Below are 23,356 nucleotides of genomic sequence, written 5' to 3'. Positions count from 1 at the left end.
TTTGTCTAATTAGCCATCTGGCGCAATCTCTTATTCTCAAAAGTTTCTTGGTCGTTCTATAGTCCGTGCATGCATGGCCTAGGGTTGATTCTCTAACCCTACTGTTTGCTTAAACCAAATAGTGATTAAAATCATATTGTATGCAAAAATGTTACTCAACTTTTAAGGTAACTGAAAAGCGCTCCTTCAACTTGAAGTTTTTCTTTTTAGCCACATTCTTTTTATCTCTTTTAATTGCTACCCCATCATTTGCTGGAATTATATCAGCATCTTTCAATGAAGGGTTTATTGGAGATCAGAATGGTAATAATAAAGCGCAAAATGCATTTGCTATTTCAACGAGTGGAATCACACGTTTGTCTTTTGTTCAAAATTCCAGTACTACTCAATTTGAATTACAAGGCAATGATTTAGCAGGATTTGTCACCTTTTATGATAACAATAATGTAAAACAAACGATTCCTGGTTTTATTAACTGGAGAAATACAGCTGGATCTATTGTTCAAACGATGGTTTTCTATCCAAATACAGGAACCAGTATTACGGTTTCTACTAGCTCTGGAAACTATACAATTACCGATACCAAAAATATTGGTTTGACATTTAACGGTAAACCATTAGATTTAAGTGGAGGAGTAGTAACAGGTAATGCAGCAAACAATAAATCAGCTTATGTTACTGAATTAAATACCTATTATAACTCCCAACCAAAATTAAATATAACCGCTACTCTTAGTGTCACAGAAGCTACAGGTGTTGTCAATGCCGTAGCTACTGTAACCTTAAATCCAGCAGCAACTGTGGCTACTACAGTTAGTTATACTACTTCAGGAGGAACTGCCACCATTATAACTGATTACACTAATACAACCGGGCCCTTAACTTTTGCTATTGGAGAGTTCTCCAAAACGATTACCGTTCCTGTTTTGGATGATTTCATTGCGGAAGGGACAGAAACATTTAACATTGTCTTAGCAGATGCTGTCAATGCCGCTATCGTAACTAATACCACCGTAGTGTCTATCCTCGATAATGAACCTGCACCAAGTAATTTAACTTATTCAACTCCAAATGTATATGCTGTTGGAACGGCGATTACTTCACTTAATCCTTCCGTTACGGGCAATGTGGCATCCTATGCATTAACGTCAGGCACTTTACCTAATGGATTATCTTTTAGTACTACGGATGGTAAAATTACCGGAACGCCTACCACGGTAACTGCTTTAAGAAGCTTTACTGTTACAGCCACCAATGCCGTTGGTAGTACTGTTTCAAATACATTTAGCATTACGGTCAATGAAGCAGCTCCTACCAACTTAACTTACAATACACCCAATGTTTATAACGTTGGAACCGCGATTACTTCACTAAATCCTTCCGTTACAGGTAATGTGGTATCCTATGCATTAACATCAGGCACTTTACCTAATGGATTATCGTTTAGTACTACTGATGGTAAAATTACCGGAACGCCTACCACTGTAACTGCATTGAGAAGCTTTACCGTTACAGCGACCAATACGGGGGGTAGCACGGTTTCTAATACGTTTACCATGACGGTCAATGAAGCAGCTCCTACAGGCTTAACCTACAATACTCCCAATGTTTATACCGCTGGAACCGCGATTACCTCACTTAATCCTTCCGTTACAGGGAATGTGATATCCTATGCATTAACATCAGGGACTTTACCTAGCGGATTATCTTTTAGTACCACTGACGGTAAAATTACTGGAACGCCTAACACAGTAACTGCTTTGAGAAGCTTTACTGTTACAGCGACCAATACGGGGGGTAGCACGGTTTCTAATACGTTTACTATTACGGTTAACGACGTAGCTCCTACAAACTTATCCTACAATACAACAAATGTATATCCTGTTGGAACCGCGATTACCTCACTTAATCCTTCCGTTACAGGGAATGTGGTATCCTATGCATTAACATCAGGGACTTTACCTAGCGGATTATCTTTTAGTACCACTGACGGTAAAATTACCGGAACGCCAAGCACTGTAACTGCTTTGAGAAGCTTTACTGTTACAGCGACCAATACGGGTGGTAGCACGGTTTCTAATACATTTACTATTACGATTAATGACGTAGCTCCTACAAACTTAACTTACAATACACCCAATGTTTATACCGTAGGAACCGCGATTACTTCGCTTAATCCTTCCGTTACAGGTAATGTGGTTTCTTATGCATTAACATCAGGGACTTTACCTAATGGATTATCGTTTAGTACTACTGACGGTAAAATCACCGGAACACCTACTACAGTAACTGCTTTGAGAAGCTTCACCGTTACGGCGACCAACACGGGTGGTAATACGGTTTCTAATACATTTGATATCACCGTTAATGATGTAGCTCCTACGAATTTAAGCTACCCTACTCCGAAAGTTTACGTAGCTGGAACAGCAATACCTTCACTAGATCCTACAGTTACAGGAAATGTCGTTTCTTATGCACTTACCACAGGATCTTTACCCCTTGGTTTATCTTTCAATACAACAAATGGTAAAATTACAGGTAATCCCAACCATGTGACTTCTTTGAAAAGTTATACGGTAACAGCAACTAATTCTGGTGGTAGTACGGTTTCTAATACTTTTACTATCACTGTTAATGCAACCGCTGCTCCTGCTCCCACCAATTTAACTTATTTCACACCAAATGTATATACGGTTGGAACGGCGATTACTTCACTTAATCCTTCAGTAACGGGTACAATTGATTCCTATGCCTTAACATCAGGGACTTTACCTAATGGATTATCTTTTAGTACTTCTGACGGTAAAATAACGGGAACGCCAACCGCTGCAAATGCTTCAAGAAGCTTTACCGTAACAGCGACTAATTCTGGTGGTGATGCTGTATCTAATACATTTACTATTACGGTTAACGATGTAGCCCCAACAGGCTTAACTTACAATACACCAAATGTTTATACCGTTGGAACGGCGATTACATCACTTAATCCTTCAGTTACAGGTAATGTGGTATCCTATGCTTTAACTTCAGGCACTTTACCAAGCGGATTATCTTTTAGTACTACTGACGGTAAAATTACGGGAACCCCTACCACTGTTACATCTTTAAGTAACTTTACAGTGACAGCAACTAATTCTGGTGGGAATACTGTATCTAACACATTTACGATAACGGTTAACCCAGCGGCCCCTTCCAGTTTAAGCTACAATACTCCCAACGTGTACAACGTTGGATCGACTATTACTAGTTTATCACCAACGGTAACAGGGACAGTAACCAGTTATAGTATTTCGACTCCATTACCTGCGGGTTTATTATTCAATACCACCACGGGGGTAATTAGTGGGACCCCTACGGTAACTAGCCCAGCTACGGATTATACCGTAACCGCTACCAATGGTACAGGTAGTACTACTGCAGTTGTACGTATTACGGTTAATAATGCTGCACCAACAGGCTTGAGTTATACGACTCCTAATGTGTATTCTGTGGGATCTACTATTACTAGTTTATCGCCGACGGTTACAGGGACAGTAACTAGCTATAGTATTTCGACTCCATTACCAACGGGTTTATTATTCAATACCACCACCGGGGTAATTAGCGGAAACCCTTCTGTCACTAGTCCGGCTACGGATTATACCGTAACCGCAACCAATGGTACAGGTAGTACTACTGCAGTTGTACGTATTACGGTTAATAATGCTGCACCGACAGGCTTGAGTTATACTTCTCCCAATGTGTATACTGTGGGATCTAGTATTACTAGTTTATCACCGACAGTTACTGGAACAGTAACTAGTTATAGTATTTCGACTCCATTACCTACGGGTTTATCTTTCAATACAACCACTGGGGTAATTAGTGGAAACCCTTCTGTCACTAGTCCGGCTACTGATTATACCGTAACTGCTACCAATGGTACAGGTAGTACTACTGCAGTTTTACGTATTACAGTAATTTCAGGTTTACCAACGGATACGGATGGTGATGGCGTTTCTGATGCGCAAGAGGCGATTGACGGAACCAATCCTAACGATGGTTGCTCATACAATCCTGCTAGTCAGATATTTGCCAATACTACTTTGACTTGGAAAAACACAGACTGCGACGGTGACGGAACCAACAACGGAACAGATCCACAACCGCTTAACTATTGTGTAGGTGGTGCTGGTGGTAACCCTCCAAGCATCGGTTCTCCGAGCTTTGCTATTTTTGGTAGCAATGATTGTGATAATGATGGTATTCCAAACAGCGTAGAATGTGCCTCTGGTGGTCCAAGCTGCCAAGATTATGATGGCGATGGAATTCCAAACTTCCAAGATCCAGATTCAGATAATGATGGTATCCTAGATAGTATCGAGAAAAACATTGATTCAGATGGTGATGGTATCCCTAACTATTTGGATTTAGATTCTGATAACGATGGAATCTTGGATAGAACAGAAGGATCTAGCGATCGTGATGGTGACGGAACTCCAAACTATTTAGACCTCGATTCTGACGGAGATTCGATCTTAGATGCATGGGAAGCAACCGACTCAAGTCGCGGAGTAATTGATCCAAATTACAATGGCCGAGTTGACCAAAATGGGGCTTTCATTGATAATAACAAAAACGGTTTAGCAGACTTCTTAGAAGCTAACCCTGCTCCTATTCCAGATACTGACAAAGATGGAACAGCGGATTTCTTAGATTTAGATTCTGATGGTGATTCATTATTGGATAGCAAAGAATTAACAGCTGATCCAGATGGAGACGGAAGACCAAACTACCGTGATCTAGATTCAGACGGTGATTGGTTAGGTGATAGCGATGAAAGTGATAGCGATAATGATGGTGATAATATCCCGAATTACCTAGATCTTGACTCAGATGGTGATACCATTCCTGATGCTTGGGAAGGCAAGAACAAATGTGCTACCTGTACCACCTTAAATGATGGAAATGGTGATGGCTGGGATGATCGCGGACAATATGTTGCGGTGATTGATACCGACAAAGATGGTACTGCTGATTTCTTAGATTTAGATTCTGACAATGACTGTATTCCTGACCGCGTAGAATTAGGTGGTGATATAGATGGAGATGATAAGCCTAATTTCCGTGATACTGATTCCGATAATGATGGTATCCTAGATGCTTTAGAAGCTGTTTCATGTAACTCTCCAGTAGATACTGACAAAGATGGGGCTAAAGACTTCGAAGATTTAGATTCAGATAATGATGGTATTCCAGATAAAATCGAAGCTGGTTCAGATCCAAGTAATCCAGTAGATACCGATAAAGATGGTACCCCAGATTTCCGCGATTTGGATTCAGATAATGACGGTATTCCTGACAAGTTAGAAGCTGGAAATGATCCGAACAACCCATTGGATACAGATAAGGATGGTATATATGACTTCCGTGATCTAGATTCTGATAACGATGGTATTCCTGATAAAATCGAAGCAGGTGTAGATCCTAACAATCCAGTTGATACGGATAAAGACGGTACTCCTGACTTCCGTGATTTAGATTCGGATAATGATGGTATTCCAGATAAGATTGAAGCAGGTGCCGATCCAAACAATCCTGTAGATACGGATAAAGACGGTACTCCTGACTTCCGCGATTTAGATTCTGATAATGATGGTATCCCAGATAAGATTGAAGCAGGTTCTAACCCAAGTAATCCTGTTGATACAGATAATGATGGAACACCTGACTTCCGGGATTTAGATTCGGATAATGATGGTATTTCGGATAAAATAGAAGCTGGAGCAGACCCTAATAATCCAATTGATACTGATAAAGATGGTACGCCTGATTTCCGAGACACAGATTCAGATAATGACGGTATCCCAGATTTATTTGAAGCAGGTAAAGATCCTAATAACCCAGTAGATACAGATAAAGATGGCACACCTGATTACCGTGACATAGATTCCGATAACGATGGTATTCCAGATAGTATTGAAGCTGGGAATGATCCAATCAATCCCGTGGACACGGATAAAGATGGTACGCCTGATTTCCGCGACTTAGATTCAGACAATGATGGAATACCTGATAAAATAGAAGCTGGAAAGAACCCATCGATGCCAACGGATACCGACAAAGATGGTATTCCTGATTTCCGTGAGCTAGACTCTGACAATGACAGTATTTTGGATAAAACAGAAGCTGGAAATAATCCGAATAACCCTTTGGATACAGATTCTGATGGAACTCCTGATTTCCGAGACTTAGATACAGATAGTGATGGCATCCCTGACAAAGTAGAAGCAGGTCCAAATCCAAATGCTCCTGTAGATTCTGATACGGATGGAACACCTGATTTTAGAGATCTAGATGCTGATAATGACGGAGTGTTAGATAAAGTAGAGGCTGGAACAAATCCTGCAACTCCAACAGATACCGACAAAGATAGCAAACCGGATTTCCAAGATATGGATGATGATAATGATGGTATCCTTGATGTCATGGAAGACAACTTAGATTATGGTGGACTACCAGATTGTGACAATGATGGTATTCCAAATCGCCTAGACCCAGATGTTTGTCCATCATTTGTTCCACAAGGACTATCTCCAAACGGTGATGGTAAAAATGACAAATTGATTATTCCAGGCATCTTAGGATTCAAGAATTCATTGACCATTTTCAACCGTTGGGGTGAAATCGTGTACGAAACCAAAGACTACAAAAATGACTGGGGTGGTGAAAGTAACAACGTGTTTATCTTGAAAGATGGTTTACTGCCAGATGGCGTTTACTATTACATCGTTGATTTCTATGGTGTTAAACCAAACATTTCAACATTCATCTTCATCAATAGACTGAAAAACAAGTAAGCTACACCACTGAAAACAGTAATAAAAATGAATACGAATCTAAATTATCATTATAAAACTAAGTCGATCAACATGTCATTCCCTGGCATGTTGATGGCTATACTTGTGGCGTTGTTGCTAAGTTTTATTTCACACGAATCAAAAGGTCAAATAGAAACGATGTACAGTTTATATCGTTTTAACCCTCAAATTGTTACTCCAGCTCATGCTGGTTCTATGGATGTATCAGATATCACGGTGATTAACCGTCGCCAGTGGACTGGCTTTGAAGGTGCACCAGTAACATTTGCGGCTAGCCTTAACCAAAAATGGGGTGAAAATAAAGGTATTGGTGTTGTGGCATTAATGGACCAAGCTGGACCTATAAAAGCTACGACCATCAGTGCAGACTTCGCTTACCATGTTCCTTTAAGTGACAAATGGACTATGTCGGGTGGTATTCGTGGTGGATTTTCCAATTTAACGATTGAATGGTCCTCGATTCGCCTAACACATGGTGGAGATGAAAACTTCCAAGAAGACATCTCGAGTGGCTTAAAATTCAATACAGGATGGGGATTACGTTTCTCCAAGGGTGATGGACTATTTTTGAGCATTTCGCAGCCTAGGGTCCTAAAATATAATTTTGGGGCACTTTCTGGAGCATATAAAGATGTGGACTATTATTATACTATGCTAGGTACCAAAGTAAAACTGAGTTCACAAATCACCTTATATCCGAGTGCTATGGTGCGTGTAGCTACAGACGTTCCTTTAAGTTATGATCTAAATGTAAATAGCCATATCCGTGATAAGTTTGACTTAGGCTTCAGTTACCGCAAGGCTGATAGTTACGGTATCCGTTTAGGGTTTCAGGCAACAAAAAATCTGTATGCTGGCTACGTTTATGAATTACCCATTTCAGCCATTAGTAAGGTGACTACACAAACACATGAAATTGCTTTACGATTTACGTTTAACAAGAAAAGTAGCTTAGAAACGAAATAGAATTAAAGATAGTAGATTAGAGAACGAAAATTGGAAAGCTAGGTTAATATTTGATCTAGCTTTTTTTTATGCTATAACCATTTGAAAGTAAATATTTAACCTAATTTCGATAGAAATGATAAAATCATAAGGATACAATAGCCATGTAAACTATTCTTCAATTAAAAAATGGGCTACATTTTCGTTCCATTATAATAAATAAAACAGGAAAATTAAATTAACTTTACAAACTGAAATTCACCAAATACTGCATTTATATGCAAATTTCAACCCATTAAAAGCCCAAATGAAGGTAATTAAGGCTACAAATATCTATTTTTGTAAAGAAAAGCTTAAATTATCACACAAAAAACCAACAATTGAGACTGTAAAAATTTCTATACATTTGTGGATTTTTCACCTAATCTCAGAATCGAAAAAAGCACAAATGGGCATTGTGAAATGCAGAGCAACAACTTTGTTGTCAATTTAAAATTAAGAACAAATAATAATTATGTTCTATTTTTTAAATTAATCCATTAGACTACATTTGTAAAGCAAAACAGAAGAGGGGTATAGGACTTCGCTCTGGTTTAGTGTTCTACTTGTTCTAAATTAATATGAAAAAATTTATCTCTCAGCTAAACTCACGGTTCGGCTCTTCTGTACTAAAACTACAGAAAACTTTAATTCCACTAAAATCTGGTTTGCTTGTTTTAAATAAAATTTAAGACAATCTTCTAACCATCCATCATTGCGATGAGTGTGTTGAACTTCCAAAGAAGAAACTAGTTTTTAAAAATTAAAACGTGTTCTAATAAAGATTAAATGAATTTAACATTCAACCTCAAGTCGAGTTTATTATCAAATTCTATGAAAACAATAAGAGTTTCTCTTTTGTTTACATCAGGATTTGTTTTGATGAATCTAGAGGTTCTTGCCAAGACGCGTTTTTCTTCTAGCATTTCTCCTACAATGACCCGTACAATGGCAATGACAGATTCTAGTCTGAAAGGTCAAATTGTCATTCCTACTGGTGATAAAAACAAGTTCCGCACTGAAAATATCGAGACCATTGGTATTATTCCTCAGGGAATCACGCCGAATGGTGATGGAAAGAATGACAAATTAGTCATTGACGGAATCTTAGGGCTTAAGAATAAGCTAAGCATTTTTAATCGCTGGGGAAATTTAGTTTTTGAAAAAGAAAACTATACCAATGATTGGGGTGGCGAATACCTCACTTCGGAATCAACTAGCGATGGCAAGCTCCTTCCAGATGGCATCTATTATTACGTAATAGATTTTTATGGACAAAAGGAAAACATATCGACATACGTACTTATCAACAGATTAGCAGTAAAGTAAAGTAACACAATGTTCTATAATTATATAAATTTTAAACTGAGAGTAGATCAAAAAAGGCAAAGTTGGGGCCGCTTGGCCCTTACTTACCTCCTTTTGGGTATTTTGCTTTCATGGAGTTATTCATCACAGGCACAAATTGAAAGTATGTACAATTTGTACCGTTTCAATCCACAAATCATTACTCCTGCACATTCTGGTTCTACAGAGAACTCTGAAGTGGTATTCATCAACAGACAACAATGGATTGGAATTGAAGGAGCTCCAAAGACAATCGCTGCTACTGCGAATATTAAATGGGGAGAAAAAAAGGGATTAGGTTTCATCGCCATGGTGGATCAGGCTGGTCCAGTGAAAACAACCAACATCGGTGCAGATTTCGCATACCACGTCTCTTTAAATGACAAATGGAAAATGTCAGGTGGTATCCGTGGAGGATTTTCAAATTTGGCATTAAATTGGTCTTCCATTCGCTTAGTTAATCCAAATGATGCGCTTTTTGCTCAAGATATTTCTACTGGCCTTAAGTTTAATACAGGTTGGGGTTTACGTTTCAGTAAAGGAGATGGTTTATTTGTTAGTATTTCGCAGCCTCGTGTATTCAAATACGATTTCGGTTCAGCTAGTGGAGCTTACAAAGACGTAGATTATTTCTACACCATGGTAGGTACAAAAATCAAAATGGGTAATAATATCAATTTATACCCGAGTACATTAGTGCGATTAGCAGCAGATGTGCCATTGAGCTGGGACATCAATTTGAACGTTCAAATTAAGGAAAAATTAGACATTGGTTTAAGTTACCGTAATAAAGATAGCTACGGTTTACGTCTTGGGATGCAAGCCTCCAAAAAAATCTATTTAGGTTATGTATACGAGTTACCTATTTCAAATATCAGTAAAGTAAGTACACAAACACACGAAATCGCTTTGAGATTCTCATTCTTTAAAAAAGCAGTAGTAGCTCCAGCTAGCGATTCTGACGTGAAACCATAAGAATACTTAATCAACTAACATAAAAAGGCCCAGGGTTTAAACCCTGGGCCTTTTTATATACCTGAGGTAAACTATACAAAAATCCTGAAACAGAATAGCACTGGGTTTAAACCCAGTGCTATATTACACCTGAGGTAAACTCTACAATAATCCTTAAATGGGACAGCCCAGGGTTTAAACCCTGGGCTATATTACACCTGAGGCAAACTCTATAATAATCCTTAAACAGGACAGCCCAGGGTTTAAACCCTGTACTATATTACACCTGAGGCTAACTCTTTAATAATCCTTAAACGGGACAGCCCAGGGTTTAAACCCTGGGCTATATTACACCTGAGGCAAACTCTACAAAAATCCTAAAATGAAACAGCCCAGGGTTTAAACCCTGGGCCATATTACACCTGAGGCAAACTCTACAAAATCCTGAAACAAAACAGCACTGGGTTTAAACCCAGTGCTATATTACACCTGCCGTAAACTCTACAAAAATCCTAAAACAAAACAGCCCAGGGTTTAAACCCTGGGCCATATTACACCTGAGGCAAACTCTACAAAATCCTAAAACAGAATAGCCCAGGGTTTAAACCCTGGGCTATATTACACCTGAGGCAAACTCTATAATAATCCTAAAACGGGACAGCCCAGGGTTTAAACCCTGGGCCATATTACACCTGAGGTAAACTCTATAATAATCCTGAAACAAAACAGCACTGGGTTTAAACCCAGTGCTATATTACACCTGAGGCAAACTCTACAAAATCCTGAAACAAAACAGCACTGGGTTTAAACCCAGTGCTATATTACACCTGCCGTAAACTCTACAAAATCCTGAAACAGAATAGCACTGGGTTTAAACCCAGTGCTATATTACACCTGAGGTAAACTCTATAATAATCCTTAAACGGGACAGTACAGGGTTTAAACCCTGTGCTATATTACACCTGAGGCAAACTCTACAAAATCCTAAAACAAACAGCACTGGGTTTAAACCCTGGGCTATATTACACCTGAGGTAAACTCTACAAAATCCTGAAACAGAATAGCACTGGGTTTAAACCCTGGGCCATATTACACCTGAGGCAAACTCTACAAAATCCTGAAACAAAACAGCACTGGGTTTAAACCCAGTGCTATATTACACCTGAGGCAAACTCTACAATAATCCTAAAACAGAATAGCACAGGGTTTAAACCCTGTGCTGCTATATTTCCTTCAACGTTATCCAAATTTCCTTACTCTTTACGCTCGCTTTTGAAGCTTATATGTAGCTTTTCTGCTAACCTATGAATTAAGTCCTTTTGATAAATTTGAGCCACCTGATTCACTTCTCCCACAGGCTCCACACCCGCTCCTAATATAGCAAACCATATCTCATGTGAATCTTGTACTTTTTTACCGTGCGACTTCCATTGATCTTTGATAATGTCTCCCCTACCATGATCCGTCGTAATTAAGATCGTCGTTTTACCTTTATATAATGGATCTGTTTGAACAAAATCCCATATTTCCTTTAACCAAGTATCAAAATGATGAACTGCCTGTAAATAATGCTGATAGGCCCCTTCATGAGCAAACTCATCCGTTTCACCATAAGAAATATACATGGCTTTAGGCTTTTTCGTCTTCAAATACTGCATAGCCTGAAAATGAATGAATACATCTTGACTTTCCACATCTCCAAATACTCGAAACGATTGACTCAACATATCAGAAATCAATTTCATTTGAGGATCCTGATGCAAGTTGGGATATACATCATATCCATTAATCACAGGAAAACCAGCCCTCTTTTCATTTAAAATCCGATCAAAGGCATCCCAAGCACCAAAAGCAACTACTTGATTTTTATAGGCTGGCAATTGATTTAAATACTCAAAAAAATTGGTATTGGGATTAGGTTTATACTCATTGGAATTCACCGCTGTATCCACTTGACCAGTCAGTAACTCACTATATCCAGGATAGGAAAACCAATGTGGATTAGCCACATCTACCCGATTTCCCAAGGCTCTATTACCATGAATTTGCCCTTTCTGAGCTAATTCACCCCACAAAAAGGGCATCAATTTCTTTCTTCGAGTAGCTAAATCATGGTCCCAAAACTTCGTAAAAATAGCTAAACTATCTCCATGATGATATGCCTTGTTCTTCGCCAAAGTCGTATCCATACCTTTAAACACATCCTGCCAACGTAGTCCATCTGTCGTAATGACAATCACCCGATTCTCAGGTGCTTTTTGAGCTAAAATAAACGAGGTTTGAGCTAATAAAACAAAAACCAAGCAAACAATTTGTTTCATAAATATGATAATAAATAGGTGAATTATTTTCTAAAACGTTTGATTCGATAAAAAGTCAAGTAATTCGCATCATGGTTATTATGCGCTCCTCCTTCAGCATCGTCATAGGCCGTTCTGCAAGCCAATACCATATGTTTACCTTGAAATTGCCAGTCCACATATTGGAAACCATGCTTGATTTCATCAGGATGCTCAAAAATCACCATTTTAACTTCCCAATTTTTCAAATCATAGGAAAAACATAAGGCCAAAGTATTTCTAAAGGAAGCAGGGTTTTTACCTTGATGCTTCACTTTGGTGGAGTCGGATATCACATTAGAAATAGTCCAATATCGTTTAGAAAGGGGATCATAACGAATGGTGAATTTTTTGGCGCCACCAGGAAAACGAATAAAGCCATTTTTTTGATCAAAACTAGACTCTTTGCCGTCGGCACTAATCTTTACCATAGCGGCAAACTCATCCATCGTCGATTTATTATCTACCCTCAAGATATTCCAAACTTGTCCCATGGGATCTAATACCGCATTTCCTTCAATCCATGCTCCAAAATGGTTGTCCAAATAGGTCGAATCATAACGTAGAACATTCGTCTTTGTCCAACTGGCCGCCAACATAGGATCTGCATCCAATGGCATGGACATCATAAATGTTCCATACCTTTTTCCCCATTTTTTCACAGTTCCCATCGCATCCTCCATGGCCCTCCATAAACGCCCATCATGCTCTAAGAAAGGCATGGGTGCGCAATGGTATTCTCCTTCTAATAAAAGTCCATGTTGTGCATCTACGGGTTCCGACCAAGTATAGCCACCATCAGTAGAATTACGAATAATGGTATTCCCATGGTGCTTATTGGTGCCCATGATGTAAAGTTTGCCTCTAAACTCAAACAACTTAGACCAAAATTGGCCTTGAATCTGGCTAATTTGAACCCAAGATTTACCTTTATTTTTGGATACATATACCCTAGAAACCGCAGAGCTATGTTCCGTAGATTTGGGTCCAAAAAAATCGTGTGAGGCTAAATAATCGCCATTTGATAAAATACAAATACTGGGAGAACCAATGTACTGACCGCTGGAAGCTGGACTATGTGCTACGATAACACCGGGAACTTGGGCAGTGAGGGAACTAAAAATAAAGCACAAGCAGACAAAGAAGCCTGCTCCCAAACTGGGAAGTTTCATGTTGATTAAATAGGTTACACGTTAAATGTAAGATAAAATCGGTAATAATGGATATACCCAAGATTAAGAAAACATAAAACTCCAGCTATTTTTAAAACTTAAAGCCCAAATTTATCCCCAATCCTCTCACTCCAAACCATGGACCCTCTGTATTAATTTGAGCCCTATTTGCCGTCACTTTACCCACAGATTTAAATGGTGAAGTATCCAAATTATCCACTTCTCTCTGTAATATGGCTTGCTCATCCGTACTTAATGCCGGATTAAATTCGGCCGTTAATATTCCCGTGCTAGTTCCAAAATGAGCTCCAACAATCCAAAAATCAAACACCATGCGATTCTTCCAAATAGGATATTGAATTCCGAACATCAAACCACCATTCATGGATGTTATTTTCCCTTTGAAATCCCGATCTACTTGTACTAATTGACCACTCGTTTTATCCTCAACTGTGATAGGTGCCGTTAGATCATATACTAAATACCTTGCGTAAGGTGCCGCATAAAACCCTTGATTTCCCTTACTACTAAAATAGTACCTGATTTCAGGAGTAATCGCAATATTCCCTAATTTCATTCGGGATAAATTGATCGATTTATCATCAATTTGCTCAGTAATCGTCCCTTCCATAGGCACCTCCCCATAAGGCATGGTTCTAAATCCAAGTGAAAATGACATGTGCTTGCTTATGCTACGTTCATAAGTGAAATTATAGTTCCTTAGTAATAAAGAACTCAAATTTATTTTAATACTATTCTTGGATGTTTTTTGTGCCCACAATATGCTTGGTAGCAATAATAAAACAAAAGCAATTTTTTTCATGTTGGTTGATTGTAAGTAAGCACAAGGAAGGCCATTGGCCATGAATTTACTTGAATAAATACTCGAATCCCATAGATCGCTGATCTTAAATGGGTTACTTTTTATAATATTTAAGCGCTTCTGGCAGGTATTCTTTAATTTTCTGAATTCGAGTGGCATCGGAAGGGTGGGTACTTAAAAACTCAGGAGGAGCCTGTCCTGATTTTGATTTTTGCATACGCTCCCAAAATGCCGAAGCTTCTGAAGGGTCGTATCCTGATTTGGCAGCCCACATTAAACCAAATTTATCTGCTTCCAATTCTTGTTCACGCGAAAATGGCAACATAATTCCTACCGATGTACCAATGCCATAAGCTCGCATAAATAAATCTTGCGTTTCTTTCGGCTTACTAGAAATAGCCGCTGACAAAACAGTGCCACCTAATTCCTGAATCATCGATTCACTCATTCGCTTGTTTCCATGCTGCAATAAAGCATGTGATACTTCATGTCCCATCACAAAAGCCAAGGCCGTTTCATTTTTAGTCACTGGCAAAATTCCAGTATAAACAACGATTTTCCCACCCGGCATACACCAAGCATTGATGGTGGTATCATTTTTAACCAAATTGTATTCCCACTGATAACCCTTCAAAAACTCTTTGTTGTTTTTTTCAGCAAAATACTTCTCCACAGAGGCCGTGATTTTCTTTCCTACGCGTTGAACCATTTGCGCTTGGGCATCTTTGGCTGGTGAAATAACCGTACTCGTCTTTAAAAAATCTTGGTATTGTGTCAAGGAAAGTGCTTGGATTTCTTGCTCAGATACTAGAGATAATTGACTTTTTCCTGTCAAAGCATTTTGTGCACAAGAAATAACAAACAAAGCACCGAAAAGAATCATTAGGCTACTTATACCGTATACTTGAATAGATCGTTTCATATAAATCAAATAATTGAGTTGGTTTCCACTGAGAAAATAATCGTAAATTTAAGCTATGCTAGCTGATTTACCCAATTAAATCATTCGCTAAGCCAAATTCCAGTAAAATAGTTTTAACCGCCACAAGCATTTCTCCCATGTTAAAAAAAGTCCTTTATTCTTTCTTAGGTATCATCCTATTATTCATCTTCGCTGCGATGGGAATATCCATGATGTATAAAAATGAAATCAAGGATCTGATTACAAAAACGGCGAATGAAAAACTTAAAGCCAAATTCCAATTTGAAGATGCTTCTATCAGCCTTTTGCGTCATTTTCCCAGATTAAGCATAGAAGTTGAAAACAGCAGCATCATAGGTAAAAATGAGTTTAAGAACGATACCCTTGCTCAGATACCTAAGCTAACGATTCAAATAGCTCCCTTGGCCTATTTATTGGATAAGAACATCGAGATTCAAGAAGTGATCCTGGAACAGGCGCAATTCAACTTAATCATTCTTCCTTCTGGTCTAATGAACTGGGATATTTATCAAGCTCCTCCTTCCGATTCCCCCAAAGAAAAAACCGATCAAAACATGCGCATTTCCCTGAATCATTATCAATTAATTGATTCAAAAATCAATTACATTGACCAAATGAGGGGATTTTCTACCCAATTAGTTCAATTAAATCACGAAGGTTCGGGTGATTTTTCAAAGGATATTTTCACCTTAAACACGAGTACTGAAGTTGAAAAGCTAAGTTTTGAGTTTCTGGGTAAAACCTACCTATCTGAAGTAAAAGGTAAACTAGAAGCTCCGATTGAGATGAATTTTGCCAAAATGGAATTTGCTTTTAAAAACAATGATTTATACCTAAATGAATTACCCATCCATTTTGATGTCTGGGTGGCCATGCCCGATACTTCCATCGATATGGACATCAAATTTCATGCCCTAAAATCTCCCCTAAAAGATTTCCTATCTCTTGTTCCTCTTTTATACCAAAACTCCTTCCAAGAACTTCAATCGTCAGGTGATTTTGCGCTATCGGGTTATGCCAAAGGTAAAATGAACGGTCGCTCGATGCCTGGCTTTGGAATGGATGTACGTATCTCAAATGGGGCATTTAGTTATGCTAAGGTTCCCGTAGGTGTTAAACAAATGGAGCTGGATCTGCAAATAGATAATCCAGATGGTGTTCCTGACCATACCATAATCAACTTAAAAAAATTCCAATTATACATGAACAATCTGCCTATACAAGCGAATTTGTTCTTAAAAACACCCCTTTCAAACCCCTACCTCAAAGCTGGTCTGAAAGGAGTTTTGAACTTAGGTGAAATTGCTAAAATTATCCCTCAAAAAAACACGCAAATGAGCGGTACCTTACAAAGTGATGTACAGCTAGATGGTTATGTGCAGGATTTTAAACAAGCAAAAGGCAAAGCAAATGGATATTTTAATGCCCGCCAAATTCAATACAGTAATAGCGAAACGCAGCAAAAAATCAACATCAAGAATGCGGCTGCTACGATAAACCCTAAATCATTGATTATCAGTACACTGGAAGGCAATGTCGCCAATACCGAATTCGTAGCTAGCGGTAGTTTGCAAAATTATGTCTTATACTTCTTGAAAAATGATAAAATTACTGGGAATTTAACTCTGGAATCTCCTTTAGTGGATTTAAATCCGTGGATGAAGAGCCAAAATAGCACTTCGGCATCTACGGCTTCTTCAGCGGATCTGCAAATCCCCAAAAACATCGATTTCACCTTTCAATCCAGCATCGGTAAGCTACTTTTCAAAGATTTGGTCATTAGTCAAGCAAAAGGGGAAATCCACCTGGCTGATCAAGTCATTTCGATGGATGATCTATCCTTTCAATTGGCCAATGCTTCTTGGAAATCAACCGGAACTTTTAGCAAAAAAGATCATCAAAACGCTTCGGTTAATTGGGCTTTCAATATCCAAGATTTAAACATTCAAGAAGCTCATAAATACTTTAGCTTGGTACAAAAATTGGCGCCAATTGCCGCTGCTGCCCAAGGTAAAGTAAATGTTGACTTTACCTATTCTGGAGAATTAAATCCCGATTTATCCCCCAATATCATGAGCACCAACGCCCAGGGAAATATGGATTTGATCGATTTTAATCTAAAAAATTCCACTAGCTTTAATCAATTGGTCAGCTTAACCCAATGGGATCAATTAAAAAATCTAGCCCTAAAACCAACACACCTCAATTTTCAAATAAAGCAAGGTAGGCTACAATTCAAACCCTTTGAAGTTCAAACGAATTTGACCAAATTTCAAGTCAACGGCTCCAATGGTTTAGACCAAAGTTTGGAATACAACATCCTAACGGACATCCCAGCAAAAACGCTACAATCGGACGTGGCGGCTAGTTTGAATCAACAATTAGCCAAATTAAATCCCAACCTTAATTTGGAGAAAATCCAACAAGCCTTAAAAATGCAAATAAAGGTCAGTGGTACCGTTCAAAAGCCTCAATTTAAGGTCAATGTCATCAATGCGCAAGGCAACTCGAACAGTTCAGTGACGACTCAAGCCAAAGAATTGGTGAAACAAGAAGCAAAACAGCAGATAAATAAGCAATTGGATGAAGCTAAAGCCAAGGCAGAATCGATGAAAAAAGAAGCCGAAATGCTCTCCCAAAAATTGCGACAAGAAGCTTACGCCAATGCCGACCGATTAGTGGAAGAAGCCAAGAACCCATTTGCGAAAATAGCTGCCCAAAAGATAGCGGAACGACTCAAAAAAGAAGCTGACCGTAAAGCGGATGCCTTATTGGAAGAGGCCGATAAAAAGGCCCAAGAATTGATAGAAAAGGCTCGTCAAAACTAATGAGCCTTTCCATTGCCAAATTGGTCACTGGCACGTATGGCTTTAGTTCCTTGAAATTCTATTTCTACTAATTTTTCGCTGGAAACATAATTGTGCTGCTCATCTTCTAAGTGATACAATACTTTTCTAGTCATTGGGTCAATTACTTCCCCACTGGATGGATAAGCATATTTCCCATCCAAAGAGAAACTAATCCAACCGGGCATATCTTTCAATGGAATACTTGTCAACTGTTGATAAGGTGCTTTCCCTTGAAATACATGCAAACGCATATTAAAACCATCGCAAAGCCAAATTTCCTTTTCATCAGGACTATATGCGATACCATGACTTGGATTTCCGTGTCTACGAACAGGGCCTTTGTTCCATCCTTCGACCACTATACTGGCCAATTTCTTACCCGTTTTTAAATCCCCAACTTCGAAGCCCAAAAGACTATCCACAGTTACTAAACCCATATTTTCCTTGCCATTAACCGTAAAAGGGCGAACAAAATTACGGAATGGACCTATTTTCTGTACCAATGTATGATTTTGTGCATCCACCTGATACAACCAGGGATTACCAATATCGGCCAAATAAACGTATTTCCCCGACAAACCATATAAGGTATTATGAGCTCTTTTAAAACCTTTCAAGGTCTGAATGATGGCGCCCGTTTCGCAATTAACAACATTCCAAAAATCCTTTTCTAAGGATGGCAGATACATGGTTTTACCATCGGGAGAAATCGACATGCGATCACAACCTCCAGCAAAAGGTATTTCCCAAATAACTTTTTCGCTACTTAAATCAATACGCTGCAAGGACTCCAAGGTACTGATGTAAATGCTGTTTAAAGGTATACTTACCGCAATCCCCTTCACATTGGATGGCTTTCCATTCGGGTGGAATCCTTGGGTTTTAATTCGCTTTACGAATCGATGCTTATTATTGATGTCAAAAACCAATATTCCATGGCCACCATATCCTAGGTAATCTCTGATTCCAGGAGCAGCTACATAGAGATAACGCTTCGTTTTGTTTTGCGCATCCGAAGAAAAACCCAGTAAGAGGCTTAACATTAATAGAAGTATACATCGCATGGTTTTCATAACTGCTAGGTTTTAAAAAAAATGAGATGAACCATGGTATGTTCATCTCATTTTCATTCAAAATTAAATCATGATGCTGTTATTTTTTGTAACTGATTTTGAAAATCGTTCCTCCCAAATCATCCGCTACATACAAGGAACCATCTGGTCCTTGAGCTAATCCGCAAGGACGATGTTGAACTGGGCCCGTTGGTTTAGCCAAATCAATTCCCGAAAAATTATCCGCAAAGATCTCCCATTTACCCGATGGTTTGTTATTCACAAACGGCACAAAAGCTACAAAATAACCCTTTTTCAATTCTGAATTTTGTCCGTGAAAGGCTACAAATGCTCCGTTTTTGTATTTGGAAGGAAATTGATTTCCTGTATAAAATAAGACATCATTGGGGCCTAAGTGCGCAGGAAAAGCTACTTTCGGATTAATCGCCTTTTCTCCTGCCGTTTTCTTTCCATCTCCACCATATTCCGGAGCTAAGATTTTCTTATTTTGAAATTGATCATAATAAATGATAGGCCAGCCTCCATCATCCCCTTCGTGAATTTCATATAAACATTCAGCGGGAATCTCAGCACTTTGCTTTGGGGTATAGTATTGTGGATAAAAATCATGGAAGAATCCTCGTCCATGTGATGTAGCAAAAAGTGTATTGGTCTTGGTATTCCAAGTAATACCGACGGCATTTTTCAACCCAGTAATATAGCGTTTACCATCTTGAAACTTTTGACCTAATTGATCTGCCTTAAACTTCCAAATACCTCCTGCCGAATCCAAAACGGAACATGGAACCATACCTTGACCAGTGCCCGGCACACGACATGCATCATTCCAAGAACCAATAGTTACATACAAATTGGATTGTTTGTCAAACACAAAGGGCTTAGCATTATCACGGCCTTTGTCAATCAAGCCACTTACTAAATTTTCATAATGCGCTTTATCTACAACTTCTGATTTTTCGTTCATTTTAAAACGATTAACCCCTGTATTGGAAGACGCATATAAAAATCCGTTATGAATTTGGATACCTGTACCCACAAAATCTCCGAAATAATTTGTTTCATCAGCTACACCATCCTTATTGGTATCCCTCAAATGAACAATGCCTTTACCATCCTTAAACTTGGATAATTTAGCATAAATATCTCCATTGTTAGCCACCGTTAAATGACGAGTAGCTCCCAAACCAGTTGCTACAATTTTGGTACTAAATCCCGCAGGAACCTTGATTTCCCACGCTTCCACAGGCAATTTAGCCGCTGGTTTATTGGACATGAATATACCTAGTGCCAACATTGCCAAGGTAAATTGACTTATACTTGTTTTAACTCTTTTCATGGTAATCTTCGAGGGAAAATGATTTATTTGTTTCGTATGCTATTCAATTTACAGAAATCAGCTAAAATTCCTACCTGCAACTATACGTATATACATTTATTTTTACATGCTTCATTTTTCATTCTACATTCTACAATCCTAATTCTACATTACACTCGTAGGAATACTTTTTTCTGGTACATAAAATACAAGAAGTACCACTTAACTCCTGTATAACAAATGGCCATAGCTACTGCATTGTATGGATTTCCCAACAATTGACCTAACCAATGAAAAATACTATCCGTACTGTATTCCCAGTTAATAAATACCCCTGACATATAAATCAAGATGGAGTTCATTCCAATGATTCGGAAGAAAAATGACCATTTTTGATAGCCTTTTACGTCAATGATGTAATAAAATAAAGACAACAATAATAAGCTTATACCTCCTACCATCAAAACAAAGGAGCTTGACCATAGATTTTTATTGATGGGGAAATCGATATTCCAAACCAAAGCCAACACGATGAATAAAGCACCGAACATCGCCATGCGTTTCGTCTTTTGAGTACCATCGCTTGGGTCATTTTTCAAATAATTACCTGTTAAAATTCCCAACAAACCGGTGGAAATGGCAGGAATGGTCGAGGTCAAGCCTTCAGGATCATGATTTCCTTTATACAAACGACCTGGCATAATTAGGCGGTCCATGTAAGATGCAAAATTTCCTTCTTGACTTAGATCTCCCGCAGGAAAACCAGGAGCCGCATTAAACTTCAATAACAAATAGTAAAACATCAAAATCCCTCCAAACCAAATGGCTTGAAACATCGGTTTTTTGGTATATAAATAAATGATGTTGGCAAACATATAGCCTAAACCAATTCGAGCCAACACACTTCCAAAACGAATTTCCTCAATGGGTTTAATTTCCAAGCCATTATTATAGACCACACCCAAGGCAGCCAAAATTAAACCCCGTTTGATAACTTTCAACAATAGCTGTTCCCTGTTTTTACCTTTTTCTATTTCTTTACCCAAAGAGAAAGGAGTAGCTACCCCCGCCATGAATAAGAAAAGTGGAAAAATTAAATCATAAAATCGGAAGCCATGCCACTCAGGATGCGAGAACTGATGCGCAAAGAATCCCCAAATGGGTGAATCTGTAGCCTTAAACATGGTATGAAAAACTTCATCAGCGCCCATGATCCAAAACATATCGAAACCTCGTAAGGCATCTAATGAATACAGGCGATTGGAGCTTAAACTGCTTTGATCTAAATTAGGTAAGGTCGACATATGATAGGTTTAGAATTTCACAAAGGTATATAAATTGGCTACATTAAGCCTATTGGTGGCCCATTTAGGCCAATTTAATTACAATTTTTTCGCTTTAGCTTGGGCGGCCAATTCTTTAATAGCATGTACCATTTTATCCAAATCCTTCAATCGAGTATAAACATGCGGAGTTACGCGGACGCATGAAATGTTTTCCCAAACTATACCCACTGTATGGATTTTATATTTAGTAAATAAAGCACTGTCTAATTCAGCGATGGTCATACCATCAATACTCACTCCTGCTATGGCACAAGAATATGCCGATTTAAAAGAAGTATGAATCTTTACTCCTGGCACATCTTTTACTTGCGTAGTCCAGTAGTTTTTCAAATAACGAATACGCTCTTCTTTCCTTTTGGAACCAATCGCATTGTGGAAATTAATGGCCTCTCCTATGCCCTGTTCAATAGGAAAGCTTCTCGTTCCCAAAGTTTCAAATTTACGAATATCCGTTCCTCGGGGTTTATCATTACATACTAAAGGCCAAACTTTCTCTATTTTATCCTTTTTAATCCACAGCATACCTGAACCAATAGGCGCTGATAAAAACTTATGCAAGGAGGTTCCAAAATAATCACATCCCAAATCTGGAATTTTAAAATCGAGTAATCCAAAGGTATGAGCCCCATCCACGATTACTTCTATTCCATGTTTTTTTGCCATTGTACAGATTTTAGCTACAGGCATGATTTGACCCACCCAGTTGATGATATGCGTCACATGCAATAATTTCGTCTTGGGAGTGATAGCCTTTTCAAATGCATCCACAATCTGGGCATCATTTTCAATAGGAAAATCAAAGCTCAATTGAGTATACACAATCCCATCGCGTTGCGCCCTTTGTCGCCAGGCATTGATCATATTCGGGTAATCTTGCTTGGTCCCGATAATCTCATCTCCCGCTTTAAAATCCAATCCAAAAATGACGGTATTTAAAGCCTCGGTGGCATTGCGATTGATGGCAATTTCCTCCTTGTCACAACCCGCCAATTCAGCTAATTTCTCCCGCAAAGGCTCACGACCTTGATCCAAAACCCGCCACATGAAATAAGAAGGCCCTTCATTGGATAATTTATTGTAGCGTTCTACGGCTTCTTGAACAATACGTGGACTAGGACTCACACCTCCATTATTTAAATTGATGATGTTGGGACTGGTGGTATATCCTTGCTGTACAAAGGCCCAAAAATCCTCGTCTTCTGCTAATAAGGCAGGAGATATATGCTGCTTAGCTTCCAAAATGCGTTTAAAATCAGCCGCATGATTTTGTTGGAATAAACTAGAAGCAGAAAAGGCACTGCTCATCAGGCCTAAGGATTGTACAAATTTTCTTCGGTTAGTCATAGGTTTA

13 protein-coding genes are annotated in these 23,356 nt (G+C 38.6%); 5 read left to right on the top strand and 8 right to left on the bottom strand.

From position 1 onward, the window contains the following. The first annotated feature begins 140 nt into the window (after window positions 1-140). The 4 genes from G9H65_RS07870 (at window position 141) to G9H65_RS07855 (ending at window position 10,166) form a co-directional block, all read left to right on the top strand. Window positions 141-6,839: a putative Ig domain-containing protein gene (locus G9H65_RS07870; RefSeq protein WP_166374784.1), complete on the top strand. Its 6,699-nt coding sequence runs from the start codon at window positions 141-143 to the stop codon at window positions 6,837-6,839. A gap of 27 nt (window positions 6,840-6,866) precedes the next feature. Then, window positions 6,867-7,826, top strand: coding sequence for a PorP/SprF family type IX secretion system membrane protein (locus G9H65_RS07865; protein ID WP_166374783.1), 960 nt, complete (start codon window positions 6,867-6,869; stop codon window positions 7,824-7,826). An 852-nt stretch (window positions 7,827-8,678) separates the two neighbouring features. Then, window positions 8,679-9,173, top strand: coding sequence for a gliding motility-associated C-terminal domain-containing protein (locus G9H65_RS07860; RefSeq protein WP_166374782.1), 495 nt, complete (start codon window positions 8,679-8,681; stop codon window positions 9,171-9,173). Window positions 9,174-9,245: 72 nt separating this feature from the next. Further along, window positions 9,246-10,166: a PorP/SprF family type IX secretion system membrane protein gene (locus G9H65_RS07855; RefSeq protein ID WP_166374781.1), complete on the top strand. Its 921-nt coding sequence runs from the start codon at window positions 9,246-9,248 to the stop codon at window positions 10,164-10,166. Between the two features lie 1,232 nt (window positions 10,167-11,398). Here the strand turns inward: G9H65_RS07855 and G9H65_RS07850 are convergent. From G9H65_RS07850 to G9H65_RS07835, 4 genes are all read right to left on the bottom strand, one after another. After that, window positions 11,399-12,466: an alkaline phosphatase family protein gene (locus tag G9H65_RS07850; protein WP_166374780.1), complete on the bottom strand. Its 1,068-nt coding sequence runs from the start codon at window positions 12,464-12,466 to the stop codon at window positions 11,399-11,401. 23 nt (window positions 12,467-12,489) lie between these two features. Beyond that, window positions 12,490-13,656 (bottom strand): exo-alpha-sialidase, encoded by a 1,167-nt coding sequence (locus G9H65_RS07845; RefSeq protein WP_235927478.1) that lies wholly within the window; start codon window positions 13,654-13,656, stop codon window positions 12,490-12,492. A 91-nt stretch (window positions 13,657-13,747) separates the two neighbouring features. Then, window positions 13,748-14,479, bottom strand: coding sequence for a DUF3575 domain-containing protein (locus G9H65_RS07840; protein ID WP_166374779.1), 732 nt, complete (start codon window positions 14,477-14,479; stop codon window positions 13,748-13,750). Between the two features lie 94 nt (window positions 14,480-14,573). After that, a complete protein-coding gene (locus G9H65_RS07835; RefSeq protein ID WP_166374778.1) occupies window positions 14,574-15,401 on the bottom strand; it encodes a M48 family metallopeptidase in 828 nt (275 codons plus the stop codon). A 137-nt stretch (window positions 15,402-15,538) separates the two neighbouring features. Between G9H65_RS07835 and G9H65_RS07830 the strand changes: the two genes are divergently transcribed. Further along, entirely contained in the window at window positions 15,539-18,250 is a 2,712-nt protein-coding gene (locus G9H65_RS07830; protein ID WP_166374777.1) for an AsmA family protein, read from the top strand. On the opposite strand, the gene G9H65_RS07825 is transcribed toward G9H65_RS07830, so the two are convergent. The 4 genes from G9H65_RS07825 to G9H65_RS07810 all read right to left on the bottom strand — a co-directional run bounded on the left by G9H65_RS07825 (window position 18,247) and on the right by G9H65_RS07810 (window position 23,349). Continuing rightward, complete coding sequence (locus G9H65_RS07825; protein ID WP_166374776.1) at window positions 18,247-19,344, bottom strand: YncE family protein; 1,098 nt, start codon at window positions 19,342-19,344, stop codon at window positions 18,247-18,249. The two genes, G9H65_RS07830 and G9H65_RS07825, sit on opposite strands and share 4 nt — an antisense overlap. 79 nt (window positions 19,345-19,423) lie before the next feature. After that, on the bottom strand, window positions 19,424-20,680 hold the full coding sequence (locus tag G9H65_RS07820) for a PQQ-dependent sugar dehydrogenase (protein WP_166374775.1): 1,257 nt from the start codon (window positions 20,678-20,680) through the stop codon (window positions 19,424-19,426). Window positions 20,681-20,829: 149 nt separating this feature from the next. Next, window positions 20,830-21,963 (bottom strand): acyltransferase family protein, encoded by a 1,134-nt coding sequence (locus G9H65_RS07815; protein ID WP_166374774.1) that lies wholly within the window; start codon window positions 21,961-21,963, stop codon window positions 20,830-20,832. A 78-nt stretch (window positions 21,964-22,041) separates the two neighbouring features. Next, window positions 22,042-23,349, bottom strand: a complete 1,308-nt coding sequence (locus tag G9H65_RS07810; protein WP_166374773.1) for an aminotransferase class V-fold PLP-dependent enzyme — start codon at window positions 23,347-23,349, stop codon at window positions 22,042-22,044. Window positions 23,350-23,356 lie beyond the last annotated feature (7 nt).

Origin of the sequence: Aquirufa ecclesiirivi (genome assembly GCF_011250515.1) — a bacterium.
GTDB classification, from domain to species: Bacteria; Bacteroidota; Bacteroidia; order Cytophagales; family Spirosomataceae; genus Aquirufa; species Aquirufa ecclesiirivi.
This window is presented reverse-complemented; position numbering and strand designations above follow the sequence as displayed.